Source organism: Roseibium sp. R5 (genome assembly GCF_055755305.1).
The window spans coordinates 4142445-4156661 of the sequence record NZ_CM146910.1 but is presented as its reverse complement, the minus strand read 5'-3'; the positions used below and the strand labels follow the sequence as shown (position 1 = coordinate 4156661).

The window sequence follows — 14217 nt, the reverse complement described above, 5'->3', positions numbered from 1 at the left end:
CTCCAATCAACCCAACGGGCCGTAGATGCGTTCAAAACGTCGTCCGAGGCTTGTCAGATATTCGTAGTCGATGGTCTCCGCATAGGCCGCCATGTCAGCCGCCGCAACATTCGGCCCCAGCATTTCCACAAGCCCGCCGCGCTGAACAAGGTGTTCTGGAATGTCGGTGACGTCGAGCGTGATCATGTCCATGGAGATCCGTCCAAGAATTGGGGCCTTATGGCCGCCAATCATTCCAAAACCGCCAGGACGGTCATCTGAGGAGCTGGCACGCCGCAACAACCCGTCCGCATAACCTGCCGCGACGACCGCATTGCGCAGCGCCCGTTTCGCTGTTTGGGTTGCGCCGTAGCCGATCGCATCACCTTTCGGAACATTTCGCACAATCATGATGCGGGCTTCCACTTTGGCGACCGGCTGCATCGGGTTGTCGCCATGATCAAAAGCCCGGCCGCCATAAAGAGAAATGCCGGGACGGACGAGATCGAAGTGATAGTCTGGTCCCATCAAGGCGCCAGCGGAATTGGCAAGGGAACGCGGAACACCCTTGAACGGGGAGGTGAGCTCGGTAAACCGGGCAAGCTGCTCCTGGTTCATCGGATGGTCCGGATCCGAGCCGCAAGCCAGATGCGACATGAAGAGGCTCGGTTTGAAGGGGCCCATAAGTTCTGGATCGGCGAGCGCTGTTCCAAACTCGTCGGCAGACAAGCCAAGCCGATGAATCCCGGTGTCGACATGGACAGCCGCTGGAAAACTCTTTCCGGCAGTCCTGCACAGTGCGGCCCACTCTTTCAGTTCGTCCAGGGACCCGAGGACCGGCCGAACATCGTGTTGAAGAAGCAGATCAGCCGTGTCGGGAAATAAGCCGTCGAGCGCATAGATGGTGGCACTTGGAAGCGTCTGGCGCAGCGCAATGGCTTCTGTTGGTACCGCCACAAAGAACGTCCGGCAACCTTCCTCAAAGAGCCTAGTTGCCGTCTCTGCTTGTCCTGTTCCATAGGCATTTGCCTTGATGGTTGCCGCGCATTCGCTGCCCGGCGCTAATCTGGATCTCAAAAGAGACCAGTTCGCGGCAATGGCGTCCAGATCAACGGTCAAACGGCCGCCATAAAGGGCGGAGGAGTAGGCATTCATGGGCGTTTCGGACACGAGGCTGACAGGTCTCCGGACAGAATCGGATTTCGCAGTGCATCAACCCGCCGACATTAGAAGGTTCGCCGCTGCCTGCAAAGCGTTTGGTTTGGGCAGAGTGTGCCCGTCCGATCGCCAAAACGGTCAAGCCGGCCTTGCTTGGTCAAAGATCCAACCCGGCCTGGAAGTGCAATCCTACTCGTAGCGCTCGGGCAGGTGGTCGTCCTCAGCCAAGTCGGAGAAGCGGGTGTACTGACCTTCGAAGTGAAGGTTCGCGGTTCCGGTTGGTCCGTGACGTTGCTTGGCGACAATGACTTCCGCCTTGCCTTTCAGCCGCTCCATATTGTCCCGCCAGATCTCATATTCCGGCGAGCCTTCATCCGGTTCCGTTTTGGAAAGGTAATACTCCTCACGGAACACGAACATGATCACGTCGGCGTCCTGCTCGATGGACCCGGATTCACGCAAGTCGGACATCATCGGGCGCTTGTCATCGCGCGATTCCACCTGACGCGAAAGCTGGGAAAGCGCGATGATCGGAACATTGAGCTCCTTTGCGAGCGCTTTCAGCCCGGTCGTGATCTCTGTGATTTCCTGAACGCGGTTGCCCTGGTTCTTGGCCGAGCCGGAAAGGAGCTGGATATAGTCAACGATGAGCAGATCAAGACCGCGCTGACGCTTCAAACGGCGGGCCTTGGCCACCAGCGAAGCGATGGAAATACCACCGGTCTGATCGACATGAAGCGGAACGGACTGCATGGTTTGCGCGCAAGCGGCCAGCTTTTCAAACTCGGCCTCTGAAATGTCACCACGGCGGATTTTCGAAGACGAGATCTCAGCCTGTTCAGAGATAATACGGGTCGCAAGCTGTTCGGCCGACATTTCGAGCGAGAAAAAGCCAACCACACCACCATTGACGGTCTTGATGGTTCCGTCCTGCTGTTCTTCGGCCTGATAGCTTTGCGCGATGTTGTAGGCAATGTTGGTCGCAAGCGAGGTTTTGCCCATCGCCGGACGCCCGGCGAGAACGATCAAGTCGGAATGCTGCAAACCGCCCATCAGCTTGTCGAGTTCGCGCAGGCCGGTGGAAATCCCGGACAGGGCGCCTTCACGATTGTAGGCCGCGTGGGCCATTTCAATGGTTTCCGTCAGCGCATCGCCAAAGGAGACAAATCCGCCTTCGCTGCGCCCCGTTTCGGCCAGTTCAAAAAGGCGGCGCTCGGCGTCGTCAATCTGTTGCTCCGGCGGGACATCGATCGGCGCGTCAAATGCGATGTTGACCATGTCTTCGCCGATCCGGATCAGGTTCCGGCGGATAGCTAGGTCATAAATGGTGCGGCCGTAGTCTTCCGCGTTAATAATGGACGCGGCATCGCCGGCAAGACGCAGCAGGAACTGGGTCGCGGACAGGTCGGCGATCTTTGCGTCGGCCGGATAAAACGTCTTGAGGGTGATCGGGGAGGCGGTCTTGCCTGCGCGGATCAGGTGGCCGATCTTTTCATAGACATCCTGATGCGGCGGCACGAAGAAGTGGTGCGATTCCAGAAAGTCGGACACGCGGTAGAACGTCTCGTTGTTGACGAGGATCGCGCCAAGAAGCTGCCGCTCGGCTTCCGCGTTATGCGGTGCCAGACGCTGGACGTCTTCTTCTGTCTCGACCTTCTGCAAAGTACCCTTCATGCCTGCCCCCGATGACCGTGTTGTCATCGGAAATAGCCTCAGACCGGTGTGGGCTCAAGCTGCAAAAAAGCTTGACGCAGATTCCCACCGGCGTCCACAGATCAACGGGGAAAGGTTGAAAACATACTTGACTCAAACAGCCTTTGAGGACTCAGGAGTTGGCTATTAGTCGTTGATATTCAATATGTTTTTAAATAGTTAACGATTAGCTAATGGAAAATCCAGCACTTTCAATGCGTTGGCTGGATATGTGAAGCTGGCACGCGAGGCGGCTTTCAAAAAGCAAGCTGGCAAAAGAAAACGGCGCCCGAATGAGCGCCGTTTCCGAGAAGTTTTTCAAAGGCTGGATCGAAGCAATTAAGCTTCTTCTTCAGCAACTGCTTCTTCAGTTGCTTCAGCTTCTTCGCCTTCGCCCTCTTCTTCGTCTTCTTCAAATTCGAAGACGTCCTGTTCCGGCGCGGTCAGATCTTCACCGGCTGCCTGACGAACGGCTTCGTCTTCAGAGCGTGCGACGTTGACGGAAATGCCAACTTCGACTTCCGGGTGCAGCTGAACGAGAACAGCGTGCATGCCGATGGTTTTGATCGGGCTGCGCAGTTCGACCTGGCCACGGGTGACTGAGAAGCCTGCAGTCGTCAGACCTTCAGCAATGTCACGTGTGGATACAGAACCGTAGAGCTGGCCAGTTTCACCGGCGGAGCGGATCATGACGAGAGCTTCACCGTCCATTTTGGCGGCAACAGCTTCAGCTTCAGACTTGCGCTCAAGGTTCCGGGCTTCCAGCTGGGCGCGCTCATTTTCGAAACGCTCCAGGTTGGCCTTGTTGGCGCGCAGAGCCTTGCCTTGCGGCAGAAGGAAGTTGCGTGCGTAGCCGTCGCGCACCTTAACGGTGTCGCCCATCTGGCCGAGCTTGGCGATACGCTCAAGAAGGATAACTTGCATGGATTTTCTCCTACTGTCCCGTCATCGTCTTTCATGTGTGATGACGGTTAGAAACCGTTTGCCCGCGGTCCCAATTCGGGTTCTGCCGGGCGGACCCGGCAGAAGGCATCTCCTGAAGTTGAGGAGGTGCTTAGCTGATGACGAACGGCAGCAGGCCGAGCAGGCGGGCGCGCTTGATAGCACGGGCCAGTTCACGCTGCTTCTTCGCGGAGACCGCGGTGATGCGGCTCGGAACGATCTTGCCGCGCTCGGAAATGTAGCGCTGCAGCAGACGGATGTCCTTGTAGTCGATCTTCGGCGCGTTGGCACCGGAGAACGGGCAGGTCTTCCGGCGGCGGAAGAACGGACGACGGCTTGGGGTCTGTGAAATGTCTACCATAATCTCTTACTCCCCTTCAGCCCGGCGCGGAGCGCGGTCGCCACCACGATCACCGCCGCGGTCACCACCACGGCCGCCACGATCACCACCACGGTCGCCAAAACGGCCACCACGGCCGCCGCGATCGTCGCGGTCACGCTTCTGCATCATTGCAGACGGCTCTTCGTCCAGCTCGTCGACCTTGAAGGTCATGAAGCGCAGAACGTCTTCGCTGAGGCCCATCTGACGCTCCATCTCGGCAACCGCTGCATGCGGTGCTGTGATGTTCATCAGGGTGTAGTGTGCCTTGCGGTTTTTCTTGATGCGGTATGCGATGGTGCGCAGACCCCAGTTTTCCACCTTGCCGACAGTGCCACCAGCGCCTTCGATGAGGCCTTTGTACTGTTCGACGAGGGCTTCGACCTGCTGGGCCGAAACGTCCTGGCGGGCCAGGAACACGTGCTCGTAATGAGGCATGGAAACTTGCCTTTCCTTCGGTTGACAACTCAGGTTTGGCGCAAAGCCTCCTCGTAAGCCCGGAAAGGCTACGAGAAATCTTACGGGAGTGGGAACACGGGAAGTCGGATATTCTTTACGATATCCTGGCAAACGCCCTTCCGTTCAGCCCCCGGCCAAACCCGGATGAAGCGCGGTGTATACTCCGATTTGGGAGAAATGCAAGGGCCTGACCCGGAAATCCGCCGCTTCAAGGCGTTGCGGCGTCAGAAACCAAATTCTTGCCGCCCAGACCTATCGCGCCCACCGACCTCGGCAGATATCTCAACGTCTTGCCCAACCTCAATTTGCCCCGGTTTCAAAACCGAAGCATAGAGGCCAAAATTGACGTTGTAGCCTTGGGAAATTGCTTTCAGGATCCGCGGTTCTGAAGACAGCCCGTCCTGTTTGGCTGTGACCATCACACAGCGTTCGGTCGGGTGGGTGATTTTGAGCCGGACATCACCAAAGGTGAGGACGCGACCCAGCATATCCTCTGCGCTCATGTGGTCTGGCGTGTTCAGCAAAAGGTTTGCGCGGAACCTGCGGGGATCGAAATCCAGATGCGGAAACCGCGCATGGAGCCGGTTTAGATCAGAGGACAAGATTATGTGGACAGCGCCGTCGTCAAAATGCGCCACGTCTTGGTCTTCAACGAGTGTCACCGGCTGTTCGAGATAGTCTGAGAGGCGGTTTGGCAAATCTCTGGAGCTGATCGGTTCCAAGGTCTCCCCGGGCAGTCCTATGTGAATTTCATTGTTCTGTGTTTCTGCCCGGAGAAACAGCAAGTTGTCGATGCGTTGGAAGTGACTGGTGGATTTGCCGCTGCCAAGTTTGCCGCTCGCGTCCGCCACGGCATACGCCCTGTCGCCTGACAAGCCGCGGTCTTCTATGAGCGCTTTATTCAAGGGTTCGCCCAAAAGGGATTTGACGGGATAGCGCCAGATGGACTGGATATTCATGCCTGCAGCCGCCACGTGCGCTTTTGGCTTTGAAGAACGTCCAATTCCCTCAAAACTTCCTTCATCGCTCTTGACACTTTACCCCCGTCCGTTTCATAGCCTGCCGCCAAGGCACGTGGGCTCTTTCTAAAAATGCCCGCTCAAAAACGCTCTTCCTTGTAGCAACAGCTCGCGGCAAAAACAAAAAACACCGCTGGCTGAGGCCAATTCGGAGACTTATCCAGATGACCACCGCATTCACATTCCCGGGCCAGGGCAGCCAGGCTGTTGGCATGGGCAAGCTTCTCGCCGACACGTTTCCAGAAGCCAAGGCTGTCTTCGACGAGGTGGACAATGCGTTGGACCAAAAACTTTCCGACATTATGTGGAACGGTCCGGAAAGCGATCTGACGCTGACCGCCAACGCTCAGCCGGCTCTGATGGCTGTCAGTCTCGCCACCATGCGGGTTCTGGAAGCCAAGGGCCTGGATTTGAAAGCGTCCGTTTCTTTCGTCGCGGGTCATTCGCTGGGTGAATACTCCGCTCTTGCGGCAGCTGGCAGCCTGGATGTGGCAACAGCTGCGAAACTCCTGCGCGTGCGCGGCAACGCCATGCAAAATGCAGTTCCGGTCGGGCAGGGCGCGATGGCAGCGCTTCTTGGTTTGGATTTCGAGGCTGCTGCCGAAGTTGCCAAGGATGCAGCGCAGGGCGAAGTTTGTCAGGCAGCCAACGACAATGCGCCCGGCCAGGTGGTTGTGTCCGGTCATGTGGCCGCCGTTGAGCGCGCCGTTGAGATCGCCAAGGCACGCGGTGCCCGCCGTGCAGTTCTTTTACCGGTAAGTGCACCGTTCCATTGTTCGCTGATGGGCCCGGCCGCAGAGGCCATGGCCGAAGCGCTGAACAACGCCGATATCAAGGCTCCAGTCGTGCCGCTCGTTGCCAATGTTCTCGCAGCGCCGATCACCGACCCGGTTGATATCCGCGATCGTTTGGTCGAGCAGGTCACCGGTACTGTGCGCTGGCGGGAGAGCATTTCCTGGCTCGCAGGAGAGGGCGTCGACACATTTGTTGAGGTTGGAACCGGCAAGGTCCTGACCGGCATGGTCAAGCGGATTGCCAAGGAAGCCGGCGGCATGGCTGTCAATTCGCCGGACGACATTGACGCGGTCATCGAAAAGCTGTCCAGCTAAGATCCAAAAACAACAACTAAGAACCCGGCCCGGCCAGGGCCTGTGCCATACGGCGCGAAACGCAAGGAAGGACGTCATATGTTCAGCTTGGAAGGCAAGAATGCGCTGATCACCGGTGCGACAGGTGGGATCGGGGAATCGATTGCCCGGGCGCTTCATGCGCAAGGAGCAACCGTCTCCCTGTCCGGTACCCGCGCCGAAAAGCTTGAAGCTTTGGCGGCCGATCTCGGTGAGCGCGCTTTCGTGACACCGGCGAATCTGTCGGATCGTGAAGCCGTTATGGCCTTGCTGCCGGCAGCTGAAGAGAAGATGGGCTCGGTGGACATCCTGGTAAACAATGCCGGGATCACCCGCGACAACATCTTCATGCGCATGAAAGACGAAGAGTGGGACCAGGTGCTGGAAGTTAACCTGACGTCCGGCTTCCTTCTGTGCCGCGCCGCGATCAAGGGCATGATGAAGCGCCGTACTGGCCGGATTATCGGCATCACCTCTGTTGTGGGCGTGACCGGAAACCCGGGTCAGGTCAACTATGCCGCGGCCAAATCCGGCATGATCGGAATGTACAAGTCTTTGGCGCGTGAAGTGGCTAGCCGCAACATCACCGTGAACTGTATTGCACCGGGTTTCATTGAAACCGCGATGACCGATGCGCTGAATGACAAGCAGAAAGATTCGATTTTGACCAGTGTCCCGGCAGGCCGTTTGGGCACCACTGCTGAGATTGCCTCGGCCGCAACCTACCTTGCCAGCGACGAGGCTGCGTATGTCACAGGGCAAACGCTGCACGTCAATGGCGGTATGGCAATGATTTAAAAGGATGATTTGCCGAGCAGGCAAAAATAATCCTGGCCGCAAAGAAGCGGCTCTGACCGGCTGGTAATGGTCAACAAAGTGTGTTACCTACCCGCCGATTGTTACAAATTGCACATCTTGGCCCGGTCTCAGGCCGGGGTGTGCAAAGACACACTTGAGTTCAGTGAGTTCGGTCCGCCGCGTTTCCAGTCAACCGGTCCGGCGCCGTGCCGCGAGTTATGAACAGACGAAAACCAAGGAAGTAAAAGATGAGCGATATCGCGGATCGAGTTAAGAAAATCGTTGTCGAGCACCTCGGCGTAGACGCAGAGAAGGTTGTTGAAGGCGCAAGCTTCATCGACGATCTGGGCGCAGACAGCCTCGACACCGTTGAGCTGGTCATGGCTTTTGAAGAAGAATTCGGCGTTGAAATTCCGGACACTGCAGCTGAAACCATCCTGACCGTTGGCGACGCTGTGAAATTCCTGGAAGCCAACAAGTAAGGGGTTTCCCCTTAGCTTGAACCTTATTTGAAGATCGGGCCGGCGGGGTAATGTATCCCGCCAGGCCCTTCTAACGTAAGTGCGGGTGTATGAGGCGAGTAGTCGTAACAGGGTTGGGCATGGTAACGCCGCTGGGCGGCACGGCCGATGTCACTTGGAAGAATATCCTGGCAGGAAAAAGCGGGGCCAATCAGGTCACGAACTTCAAAGTGGACGATCTGGCTTGCCAGATTGCTTGCCAAATCCCGCGCGATCCGGCTGTAGAAGGTGCGTTTAATCCGGACGACTGGATGGACGTGAAGGAACAGCGCAAGGTCGATGACTTCATCGTCTACGCGATGGCAGCTGCCGATCAGGCGATTGCCGATTCCGGTTTCAAAGCCGAAACTTACGAACAACAGGTCCGCTCCGGTGTTCTGATCGGGTCCGGTATCGGCGGTTTGCAGGGCATCGAAAAGGGCGCCCACATGCTCGTTGAGAAGGGGCCGCGCAGGATCAGCCCGTTCTTTATTCCGGGCCGCCTGATCAACCTGGCCGGTGGCTACGTTTCCATTCGCCATGGGCTCAAAGGCCCGAACCATGCTGTTGTGACAGCTTGCTCAACCGGCGCGCATGCAATCGGCGATGCCTCTCGTCTCATCGCATTTGGTGATGCCGACGTTATGGTCGCTGGCGGCACGGAGTCTCCGGTCGGACGTTTGGCGCTGGCTGGCTTTGCCGCCTGCCGCGCACTTTCCACCGGGTTCAACGATGCGCCTGAAAAAGGCTCCCGGCCCTATGACAAGGACCGCGACGGGTTCGTCATGGGCGAAGGCGCAGGCATCGTTATTCTCGAAGAATACGAGCACGCGGTGAAACGCGGTGCGAAAATCTACGCCGAAGTCATCGGCTATGGCATGTCAGGGGATGCCTATCACATCACGGCGCCGTCCGAAGATGGCGATGGCGCCTACCGCTGCATGGAAGCCGCGCTTAATCGCGCAGGCATCACGGCAGCTGATGTGGATTACGTCAACGCACATGGCACCTCCACGCCGCTTGGGGACGAGATCGAACTGGGGGCCGTAACCCGCCTTGCCGGTGAACACGCGTCTAACCTAACGATGTCCTCCACCAAGTCCTCCATCGGTCACCTGTTGGGGGCTGCTGGCGCGGTAGAGGCGATTTTCTCTGTCTTGGCAATTCGTGACGGAATGGCTCCGCCGACGATCAACCTTGACAATCCATCGGTTGAAACCGAAATCGACCTTGTGGCGCACAAAGCGAAACAAATGAACATTGATGTTGCCTTGTCGAACTCTTTCGGCTTCGGTGGAACCAATGCGTCGCTTGTTTTCCGTAAAGTTGCCGCATAACGCATTCACAGTTCATCGGGCCGAAAGCCGATTCGTTCGTTCGGCCCGTTTGTTTTACACGTGACTGCAGTTTGACAGGCCCGTGAGATCTTGTCAGGAGGTGCGATAGGCCATGGGCATTAAGCCGAAAAGTCCGCGCGAAGCGTTGCAACCCGAGCCGGCACCTGCGCCTCCGCAACGCTCCCGTCATGTGCGCAATCCGGTCGTTATCCTGATCAATATGGTGATTTCTCTGGCAGTCTTCGGGCTGGCAGCTGTTGGCGGCGCGCTTTATTTCGGCAAGCACATGTTCGAGCAGGCTGGCCCGCTCACAGAAAATGCGACGATCATTATTCCGTCAGGTTCCGGTCTGACCGGGATCACCGACCGCCTCGCAGCAAAAGGCGTGATCGACGACACCATGCTTGATGAGTGGGTCTTCCAGCTTGGCACGCGGTTCTACAAGAGTGCAACCAAGCTGAAAGCCGGTGAATACGCATTCGCGCCTGGCGTCTCCATGAAAGACGTGATGACGGATCTGGTCGACGGCAAAGCCGTGACGCACTCGGTCACGATCCCGGAAGGCTGGACCACCGCTCAAATCATCGAGCGGGTTCGCGAACATCCGATTCTCGTTGGAGAGATCACGGACTTGCCTGCCGAAGGCGCCCTTTTGCCTGAAACATATACCTTTGCACGGGGAGCAACCCGACAGTCAGTTCTGAACCAGATGCAGGCTGCACAGGACAAACTCCTGGCAGAAATCTGGGAGCGACGGGTAGAAGATCTGCCGGTGGATACACCGGAAGAACTGGTGATCCTGGCGTCCATCGTTGAAAAGGAAACGGCGCTCGCCGACGAGCGGCCGCGGGTCGCCGGGGTCTTTGTCAATCGCTTGAACCAGAACATGCGCCTGCAGTCAGATCCGACCATCCTGTACGGCCTTTATGGCGGGGAAGCGTGGCTCAAGGATCGGTCTGCGATCAAGCAGTCAGAAATCGACGCTGAAAACAATTACAATACATACCAAATTGACGGCTTGCCGCCGGGGCCGATCGGCAATCCGGGCCGGGCTGCCATGGAGGCCGTTGCCAATCCGTCCCGGACAAAGGATTTGTTCTTTGTCGCTGACGGGACGGGCGGACACATTTTTGCAGAAACATATGATCAGCACCGCGCCAACGTACGCAAATGGCGTGAGATAGAGCGGCAACGCCGTCAGGCGGAACAAAACTGACCGCACGCTGACACCTTTTGGGGTACCGCAGATTTAGCGGTCAAAACCGGCAGAGATCCGGAGGGGCATATGGCACTTGCCAGCATGACAGGGTTCGCGCGCGCGCCCGGTGAATCCGGCGTCGTTCGATGGACATGGGAACTGAGGTCCGTAAACGGAAAATCTCTCGACCTACGAATTCGCATCCCGACAGGTTTGGAAGCCCTTGAGCCAAAGATCCGGGAGCGGTGCAGCAAGGTACTGCGCCGGGGCAACATCTCCATCGGCTTGTCGATGCAGCGGGATCAGGCCGAAAATCAGCTTCAGGTGAACGAAGCCGCCCTGGAATCTGTCTTCTCCGCGATTAAACTGCTCGAAACCAGAATTCCAAATGTGGCTCCTCCCACCCTCGATGGTATTTTGGCGCAAAAGGGTGTTTTCGAGCTCAAGGAGCAGGAAGACGATGAGGCGGCGCAGCAAGCCTTGCACAGCGCTCTTTTGACCTCACTTGATGCGGCACTGATTGATCTTGTCGACATGCGCCATTCTGAAGGTGCAGCGATCGGCAAGGTCGTTCACCAGCAGATCGATACGATTGCGAGTCTGACACAGGCTGCAGAAGACCTGCCGGCACGCCAGCCGGAGGCGATTAAGGCTCGGCTGAAAAAAATGGTCGAGGAGCTCCTTGATGCATCGGAGACAAAGCTCGATCCGCAGCGTTTGCATCAAGAAGCGGTCTTCCTGGCGACAAAAGCCGATATCCGGGAAGAGCTCGACCGCTTGCATGCCCACGTGAACGCGGTGAGGGAGCTGCTCGACACCGGCGGCGCTATTGGCCGCCGTCTTGATTTTCTTGCACAAGAATTTAACCGGGAAGCCAATACACTCTGTTCAAAGTCCAATGATGTGGACCTAACGGCAATCGGGCTGGACTTGAAGGCCGTCATAGATCAAATGCGCGAGCAGATACAAAACCTGGAGTGAAATGGTCATGACGGACACGGCAGTTGGAACGCGTGTGAGTGCGGATGAAGCCGAGCAGCAGCGCCGCGGGCTGATGCTTGTATTGTCCTCGCCCTCTGGCGCCGGGAAGTCGACCATTGCCCGGCTGTTGCTGGAAAAGGAAAACAACCTCGAACTTTCCATTTCTGTGACTACCCGGCCACGCCGGTCGAGCGAAGTGGACGGGGTGCATTACCACTTCCTCGATCCAAACCGTTTTGAACAAATGCGGGCCCATGACGAGTTGCTGGAATGGGCGGAAGTCCACGGCAATTATTATGCGACGCCGCGCGGGCCCGTTGAAAACGCCATTGAAAACGGCCGGGACATTCTGTTCGATATCGATATCCAGGGCACGTTTCAGCTTTATGAAAAGATGCGTGACGACGTCGTCTCGATCTTCATTCTGCCGCCCTCCATCGCCGAAATGAAATCCCGTCTCTATCGCCGCGCGGAAGACGCGGATGATGTCATCGCCAAGCGCATGAAAACCGCCGTTGGCGAAATGCGGCATTGGTCGAAGTACGACTACGTGGTCGTGAACGACGATCTGGAGAGGGCCTACGAAAATGTCCGGGCGATACTGAAAGCAGAACGCCTCAAGCAGGCACGGTCTCCAAAAATCGGTTCCTTGATTCAAGGCATGGTTGACGACCTAGAAGTCGAATTGGACTCCAAAGGCTAACCCGACCGCAGCTCCAGCGCGCTCAGAAGCGCAAGGTACCTTAGAGTGCGCCTACCACATGAAACGTATTCGCCAGTTTGACAAAACCGGCAATGTCAATTTCTTCTGCGCGGGCGGTTGGTTTTAGCCCAGCCTCTTCTATCAAACGTTCAGCATCTGCAGACAGAGATTTCAGACTTGCGCGCAGCATCTTGCGGCGCTGCCCAAATGCAGCCGCAGTCAATTTCTCCAGGCTGGAAAGATCGCAGGGCAGGGGGGCCGGATTGGGGGTGAGATGCACGACCGCGGATGTGACTTTCGGCGGCGGGGTAAACGCCTTCGGACTGATGTCGAACAAGATACCGCCCTTGCAGCGCCAACCGGCAAGGACCCCGAGCCGGCCATAGGCTTTTGAGCCAGGTGCTGCGGCGATCCGTTCCCCGACTTCCTTTTGAAACATCAAGGTCAGTGATGACCAGAAGGGCGGCCAGTCGGGCGTGGTGATCCAGTTGATCAGCAGCTGAGTGCCCACATTATAGGGAAGGTTGGCCGCAATCCGCACCTTGTCTCCACCAGTCACAGCAACCGGATCTATTTCAAGAGCATCACCCTCGATGATTTCAAGGCGTCCTGGGTAATGATCCGCGATCTCGGCCAGTGCCGGAAGGCATCGGCTGTCTTTTTCGATCGCGACAACTTTTTTGGCACCCGCAGCCAGCAGCGCCCGGGTCAAGCCGCCCGGGCCTGGGCCAATTTCCAGGACCGTATGATCTTCCAGACTCCCAGCCGATCGGGCGATCCGGGATGTCAGGTTTAGATCTAATAAGAAGTTCTGTCCGAGTGACTTTTTTGCATTCAGTCCATGGGTCGCGATGACGTCGCGAAGCGGTGGAAGATCGTCGATTTGGGCCATGCCGCGGTTGGTGTCCTAAAGCGTTTCAGGATGCGCCAGCGCATGCGCCATGCGAATAGCTGCACAAAAGCTCTCGATCCGCGCCATCCCGGTGCCAGCCAGCGTATAGGCTGTGCCGTGGTCAGGAGACGTGCGGATGAAAGGAAGGCCCAACGTGACATTGACACTGTCATCGAAGCCGATGGTTTTGGCAGGTACGAGAACCTGGTCGTGATACATGCCGAGGGCGCAGTCATATTTCAGACGGGCTTCCGGGTGAAACATCGTGTCTGCCGGGTGCGGGCCTGAGGCCGAAATTCCCATTGCCTTCAATCGTTCAACAGCCGGTACGATGACATTCTGATCTTCCGTGCCCAAGGCACCATTCTCGCCCGCATGCGGATTGAGGCCGCACAAAGCGAGGCGCGGATATTTAAAGCCGAACCGGCTCGTCATATCGTTTGAAACGATTTTTGCTGTCTCGACGATTAAGTCTTCCGTCAAACGCTGAGGGACATCGGAAAGCGGAATATGAATGGTGACCGGTACAACCATCAGATCCGGCCCGGCAATCATCATGACAGGTTTGGTAGGCTGGCCGGGCCAAAACTCTTCGGCCAATGCACCCAGAAACTCGGTATGGCCGGGATGTTTGAAACCAGCCTTATAAAGCGCAGCCTTGTTGATCGGATTGGTAACGACACCAATCGCAGCACCGTCAAAAACATCTTGCACACACGCTTCAATCGAGTTGATGACGGAAGCGGCAGCCGCCGGATCCTCTTCACCTGGCATATCGGTTAGGCTGGCCCCCGTTTGAACCACGGGCAGGGCATGAGAAAACCGATCCGAAGCCTGGTCTGGTGAGCAGCTTTCGAAGTGGACCGGAAGTTCGAGTTTTTCCGCGCGCTGACTTAAGAGTTCGACGTCGCCACGCACGTAGAAGGCTGGAAGGCCCAGTTTTTTCCGATTGAACCAAGCCTGCAGTGTCAAGTCCGGGCCAATTCCCGCTGGTTCGCCGAGCGTGATGGCGACAGGTTTTCCTGAACTTCGCATCTTGGAGAGCGGCATATT

The 14217-nt window shown here is 57.1% G+C and carries 15 protein-coding genes; 7 read left to right on the top strand and 8 right to left on the bottom strand.

Features of this window, described 5'->3' with window-relative positions; genetic code table 11:
- Positions 1-6 precede the first annotated feature (6 nt).
- The 6 genes from alr to AC0J4F_RS19305 all read right to left on the bottom strand — a co-directional run bounded on the left by alr (position 7) and on the right by AC0J4F_RS19305 (position 5568).
- Complete coding sequence (gene alr / locus AC0J4F_RS19330; RefSeq protein ID WP_473024375.1) at positions 7-1149, bottom strand: alanine racemase; 1143 nt, start codon at positions 1147-1149, stop codon at positions 7-9.
- Between the two features lie 177 nt (positions 1150-1326).
- Complete coding sequence (locus tag AC0J4F_RS19325; protein WP_306146881.1) at positions 1327-2811, bottom strand: replicative DNA helicase; 1485 nt, start codon at positions 2809-2811, stop codon at positions 1327-1329.
- A gap of 357 nt (positions 2812-3168) precedes the next feature.
- The gene (gene rplI / locus AC0J4F_RS19320) at positions 3169-3753 is read right to left on the bottom strand and encodes a 50S ribosomal protein L9 (protein WP_133950348.1); all 585 of its coding nucleotides are present in this window, start codon (positions 3751-3753) and stop codon (positions 3169-3171) included.
- Positions 3754-3883: 130 nt separating this feature from the next.
- Complete coding sequence (gene rpsR / locus AC0J4F_RS19315; protein WP_133950346.1) at positions 3884-4132, bottom strand: 30S ribosomal protein S18; 249 nt, start codon at positions 4130-4132, stop codon at positions 3884-3886.
- A gap of 6 nt (positions 4133-4138) precedes the next feature.
- Positions 4139-4588, bottom strand: a complete 450-nt coding sequence (rpsF, locus tag AC0J4F_RS19310) for a 30S ribosomal protein S6 (RefSeq protein WP_133950344.1) — start codon at positions 4586-4588, stop codon at positions 4139-4141.
- Positions 4589-4833: 245 nt separating this feature from the next.
- Entirely contained in the window at positions 4834-5568 is a 735-nt protein-coding gene (locus tag AC0J4F_RS19305) for an MOSC domain-containing protein (RefSeq protein WP_473024374.1), read from the bottom strand.
- Between the two features lie 224 nt (positions 5569-5792).
- On the opposite strand from AC0J4F_RS19305, the gene fabD reads away from it, so the two are divergent.
- From fabD to gmk, 7 genes are all read left to right on the top strand, one after another.
- A complete protein-coding gene (gene fabD / locus AC0J4F_RS19300) occupies positions 5793-6737 on the top strand; it encodes an ACP S-malonyltransferase (protein ID WP_133950340.1) in 945 nt (314 codons plus the stop codon).
- A gap of 78 nt (positions 6738-6815) precedes the next feature.
- Positions 6816-7553: a 3-oxoacyl-[acyl-carrier-protein] reductase gene (gene fabG / locus AC0J4F_RS19295; RefSeq protein WP_473024373.1), complete on the top strand. Its 738-nt coding sequence runs from the start codon at positions 6816-6818 to the stop codon at positions 7551-7553.
- Positions 7554-7801: 248 nt separating this feature from the next.
- Positions 7802-8035 (top strand): acyl carrier protein, encoded by a 234-nt coding sequence (locus AC0J4F_RS19290; protein WP_008194310.1) that lies wholly within the window; start codon positions 7802-7804, stop codon positions 8033-8035.
- 89 nt (positions 8036-8124) lie between these two features.
- Positions 8125-9390 carry a beta-ketoacyl-ACP synthase II gene (gene fabF, locus AC0J4F_RS19285; RefSeq protein WP_133950336.1) on the top strand — a complete coding sequence of 422 codons (1266 nt, stop codon included), beginning with the start codon at positions 8125-8127 and terminating at the stop codon, positions 9388-9390.
- Between the two features lie 112 nt (positions 9391-9502).
- Positions 9503-10606 carry an endolytic transglycosylase MltG gene (gene mltG / locus AC0J4F_RS19280; RefSeq protein ID WP_133950334.1) on the top strand — a complete coding sequence of 368 codons (1104 nt, stop codon included), beginning with the start codon at positions 9503-9505 and terminating at the stop codon, positions 10604-10606.
- A 69-nt stretch (positions 10607-10675) separates the two neighbouring features.
- A complete protein-coding gene (locus AC0J4F_RS19275; protein ID WP_133950332.1) occupies positions 10676-11569 on the top strand; it encodes a YicC/YloC family endoribonuclease in 894 nt (297 codons plus the stop codon).
- 7 nt (positions 11570-11576) lie between these two features.
- Positions 11577-12272: a guanylate kinase gene (gene gmk, locus AC0J4F_RS19270; protein ID WP_133950330.1), complete on the top strand. Its 696-nt coding sequence runs from the start codon at positions 11577-11579 to the stop codon at positions 12270-12272.
- A 40-nt stretch (positions 12273-12312) separates the two neighbouring features.
- On the opposite strand, the gene rsmA is transcribed toward gmk, so the two are convergent.
- Both rsmA and pdxA read right to left on the bottom strand, forming a co-directional pair.
- A complete protein-coding gene (rsmA, locus tag AC0J4F_RS19265; RefSeq protein ID WP_133950328.1) occupies positions 12313-13164 on the bottom strand; it encodes a 16S rRNA (adenine(1518)-N(6)/adenine(1519)-N(6))-dimethyltransferase RsmA in 852 nt (283 codons plus the stop codon).
- Between the two features lie 15 nt (positions 13165-13179).
- Positions 13180-14214, bottom strand: a complete 1035-nt coding sequence (gene pdxA, locus AC0J4F_RS19260) for a 4-hydroxythreonine-4-phosphate dehydrogenase PdxA (protein ID WP_133950326.1) — start codon at positions 14212-14214, stop codon at positions 13180-13182.
- Between the last annotated feature and the right edge of the window lie 3 nt (positions 14215-14217).

What these genes read in the sequence shown, in the direction of transcription:
- AC0J4F_RS19325 (WP_306146881.1), bottom strand. Translation starts at nt 2,811, where the DNA reads ATGAAGGGTACTTTGCAGAAGGTCGAGACAGAAGAAGACGTCCAGCGT.
- rplI (WP_133950348.1), bottom strand. Translation starts at nt 3,753, where the DNA reads ATGCAAGTTATCCTTCTTGAGCGTATCGCCAAGCTCGGCCAGATGGGC.
- rpsR (WP_133950346.1), bottom strand. Translation starts at nt 4,132, where the DNA reads ATGGTAGACATTTCACAGACCCCAAGCCGTCGTCCGTTCTTCCGCCGC.
- rpsF (WP_133950344.1), bottom strand. Translation starts at nt 4,588, where the DNA reads ATGCCTCATTACGAGCACGTGTTCCTGGCCCGCCAGGACGTTTCGGCC.
- AC0J4F_RS19305 (WP_473024374.1), bottom strand. Translation starts at nt 5,568, where the DNA reads ATGAATATCCAGTCCATCTGGCGCTATCCCGTCAAATCCCTTTTGGGC.
- fabD (WP_133950340.1), top strand. Translation starts at nt 5,793, where the DNA reads ATGACCACCGCATTCACATTCCCGGGCCAGGGCAGCCAGGCTGTTGGC.
- fabG (WP_473024373.1), top strand. Translation starts at nt 6,816, where the DNA reads ATGTTCAGCTTGGAAGGCAAGAATGCGCTGATCACCGGTGCGACAGGT.
- AC0J4F_RS19290 (WP_008194310.1), top strand. Translation starts at nt 7,802, where the DNA reads ATGAGCGATATCGCGGATCGAGTTAAGAAAATCGTTGTCGAGCACCTC.
- fabF (WP_133950336.1), top strand. Translation starts at nt 8,125, where the DNA reads ATGAGGCGAGTAGTCGTAACAGGGTTGGGCATGGTAACGCCGCTGGGC.
- mltG (WP_133950334.1), top strand. Translation starts at nt 9,503, where the DNA reads ATGGGCATTAAGCCGAAAAGTCCGCGCGAAGCGTTGCAACCCGAGCCG.
- AC0J4F_RS19275 (WP_133950332.1), top strand. Translation starts at nt 10,676, where the DNA reads ATGGCACTTGCCAGCATGACAGGGTTCGCGCGCGCGCCCGGTGAATCC.
- gmk (WP_133950330.1), top strand. Translation starts at nt 11,577, where the DNA reads ATGACGGACACGGCAGTTGGAACGCGTGTGAGTGCGGATGAAGCCGAG.
- rsmA (WP_133950328.1), bottom strand. Translation starts at nt 13,164, where the DNA reads ATGGCCCAAATCGACGATCTTCCACCGCTTCGCGACGTCATCGCGACC.
- pdxA (WP_133950326.1), bottom strand. Translation starts at nt 14,214, where the DNA reads ATGCCGCTCTCCAAGATGCGAAGTTCAGGAAAACCTGTCGCCATCACG.